The sequence below is a fragment of the Bartonella sp. AP21QHHD genome (genome assembly GCF_042196205.1).
Lineage (GTDB): Bacteria > Pseudomonadota > Alphaproteobacteria > Rhizobiales > Rhizobiaceae > Bartonella.
The window spans coordinates 1-2,209 of sequence record NZ_JBHIPT010000104.1; the positions used below are offsets into that span (position 1 = coordinate 1).

Genomic DNA, 2,209 nt, shown 5'->3' on the forward strand with positions numbered 1-2,209 from the left:
GACTATATCTATATTGTAGCTATACTTTTGAACACGTGTTTTGCTTTCTATTGATGCTTGTAAATCTTGGGCGCGTGCCCACTGTATTATCCGCTCAGAGATTTTTGTTAACTCTTGCTCATTCAATTCCTCTACACAAATATCAATTTCCTTGCCAAAACCACTAAAAAAACCTCCTCCAATCGTGTTAAAAGACTTATAAATATCCGTAGGTCGTATCCAATTATATTCTCTCCTATAGTGAATATATTTGCAAGCTACAGAAATCTCTTCATTAGATATTTCAGCTTCAAGACGAACATTGTAATTATCATGAAGACGTATAAAGCCAAAATCAAATTGAATAAAACGGTCTGGCAAAGAGAGAAACATTCTCTCAGGTTCCATAGCAATCCATCCTCGCGTTTTGAGGATGCGACTTGCTGCGATGAGATTTATCGAGCGCTGTTTTGGCTTCTTGCGCGTTAGAATATCGTCTAATTCCCCATTTTTATAGACCTGTGCAAAAAGAAGCAAGCGTTCATTCCACGTCATTATTTTATAATCAGAAAATTCTGATACGTTTATTTTGGGCGTAGACTCATAACTCCTTAAAGCTTCTATCTCGCCGAGAAGAGCCTTTGCAACAAGAGAATGATTAGCAGCTTCTTCATGTAATTTTTTTTCAATATCTTGTGCTTGCGCCCAAGTAATGACTTTGTTTAAAGCAGATTCAATATGACTTTCTGAAAGATCCGGTACCGTAACCCCGAAATCACCTATTTCTGGATAGAGTATATATCCATACCGTGACTTTTGCCCCCTAGAATATTCACAAGCAAGACTATAAGAAGCAGTTGTGAGGCTAGCTAATAACCAAAATTTTTCACCATCCGTTTCATGTTTCACACCATAGCTCAAATCCACAATGCGATCCGGAAGATAATAATAGGCAAATGTATCGCCTACTTCATCACGATAGAGCTCACAGCCCAGACTTTTTAATATTTCTGCTGCATCTTTAGTTTGCATAATGTTTCACTCTTCTCCAACCGCCGGATAACAGCTAACTGTATAAGGAATTATTCTATTCCACTCTTTGTTTATTTGATTTTCACTCCAATTGTCTCTAAACTCTTTCAGAAGCTCTGCATCTCCTTCAAATTTTTTCAAATCTTCTTGGTATTTATTAAGCTGTTCCTTATTTTCGCCCAGATAGCGTTTCATAATTTTCCCAAAAGGTTTTGCATCTCCTGTTTTATACGCTATTTCAAAATCTTTTTGACATTCTGTTAATTGAAAATTACCAGTTTTTATATCAATAACTTTTAATACACCTTTCTCCACATAAATAATATCAGGGCGATGTATTTTTTTTAACGAAAAGTTCATAGATTATTCTCCATAAGTCGCAGTTTATTCACGCTAATACTGTTCTACCACTGTAAATAATAGTTGATCTTTCGTCTCCCAGCCAAGCGTTTTTAAAATCTCTGTCACGTCTTTAGTTCGCATCGCTATTCACTTTCATTCAAAAAGTCCTGGATAATGAAAAACGTTAACGTCAGTTTTGTCTAACTTATTATTCAATTGTCCTTTAATCCATTCTTTACTAGCCTCGTTTAATTCTTTATCACTTCCTTTAAAATCTTTGAACGATTCTTGATATTTCTCTAAGAACTCTTTGTTCTCTTTAAAAAATTTTATAAATTTTCCTTTTGTGGACTCAGCATTTCCTTCTTTATATGCCTCTTTTAAAATCTTTTGTTGTTCACTTAATTTAGAATTCTTCCCCGTTTTTACCTCGCCAATTTTTATTTTACCATTCTCTATATAAACAATATCCGCACGAGATTTTACTACCCCCTTATCCGTCTTAGTTTTGAATACTATTTCTGTCTCGCATACTATACATCCTTCATCCTTTAATTCTTGTTTTTTCTCATCGCGTTTTTTATCATGATGCTTCCTGACTTGTTCAAGTATGTTACCCTTTCCATCATTATTGTTTTGTGGTTCTTTATTGTTTCCGTTTTTTTTCTTATTTTTACTTTCCTTCTGAGAATCTTTATTTTTTTCTTCTTGTGAGTTTTGATTTGTTTTTTCGCTATCTTCTGCAGAATTTTTCGATGCAAACCAATAGGTAAGGAAATCAGCTATAGCGGTTCTATTGTTAGGAGATTGAACAATAGTTGCTCCACCAGCCATAAAAAGAGACAGAGCTGCCAAC

2 protein-coding genes and 1 pseudogene are annotated in these 2,209 nt (G+C 34.7%); all 3 read right to left on the reverse strand.

Going from position 1 to position 2,209, the window contains the following annotated elements:
* A partial coding sequence (locus ACFIMC_RS06570) for a DUF6990 domain-containing protein (RefSeq protein WP_375680800.1) occupies positions 1 to 1,011 on the reverse strand: 1,011 nt, incomplete at its 3' end.
* 6 nt (positions 1,012 to 1,017) lie between these two features.
* Entirely contained in the window at positions 1,018 to 1,371 is a 354-nt protein-coding gene (locus ACFIMC_RS06575) for a hypothetical protein (RefSeq protein ID WP_183194745.1), read from the reverse strand.
* 135 nt (positions 1,372 to 1,506) lie between these two features.
* A pseudogene (locus tag ACFIMC_RS06580) lies at positions 1,507 to 2,209 on the reverse strand (hypothetical protein); the annotation flags it as partial.

What these genes read in the sequence shown, in the direction of transcription:
- ACFIMC_RS06575 (WP_183194745.1), bottom strand. Translation starts at nt 1,371, where the DNA reads ATGAACTTTTCGTTAAAAAAAATACATCGCCCTGATATTATTTATGTG.